The organism is Bartonella sp. AP72JLCBS (assembly GCF_042195705.1).
In the GTDB taxonomy this organism is placed as follows: Bacteria; Pseudomonadota; Alphaproteobacteria; order Rhizobiales; family Rhizobiaceae; genus Bartonella.
In genome coordinates, this window is the sequence record NZ_JBHIOU010000129.1 from 1 (window position 1) to 611 (window position 611).

1 protein-coding gene is annotated in these 611 nt (G+C 34.7%); it reads right to left on the reverse strand.

What is annotated here, in order from left to right:
• A partial coding sequence (gene ssb / locus ACFILO_RS09720) for a single-stranded DNA-binding protein (RefSeq protein WP_375678240.1) occupies window positions 1–321 on the reverse strand: 321 nt, incomplete at its 3' end.
• Window positions 322–611: the final 290 nt, after the last annotated feature.

The following is a 611-nucleotide window of genomic DNA, read 5'->3' on the forward strand; positions in this document are numbered from 1 at the left end:
CTCGCCTTTGTACTGAGGCAATATGACTTCTGTTACATAGCGATCAACACCGTTTTTATCTTGCCATTTACGGGTTTTTAGTCGCCCCTCGATATAAACTTTGCTACCTTTACTGAGATACTGAAGTGCTACTTTTGCCAAATGTGGATTAAACACCACAATGGAATGCCATTCGGTTTTGTCTACTTTCTTATTGGTTGCCTTGTCTATATAGCTCTCAGACGTTGCTATACGAAAATTGACCACCTCGATGCCAGATGACATTGTTTTGCTTTCTGGATTGGCACCTAAATGACCAATTAAAATCACTTTATTAAGCATTTGTTTTCTGTCCTTTAATGGAAAATAGTACTTAGAACAAAACAAACTCACAACTGATGATAGTATAACACATTATGGGGTGTAATTACAAACGAAATTTATTATAACCCACTGAATCTAAAGAATGAATCTCATTTTTATTTTATTTAACAGCTTGCGTTTTGATACGTTTTGTGCAATAAGGAGATGTTCTTTTATATTTCGATTGGTTACTTTAATCGTTTATTTAGATCGCTAGCTGTTTTGATAATAAAAGCCGTGTCTTAAAGGACGCGGCTTTTTTTTATTCT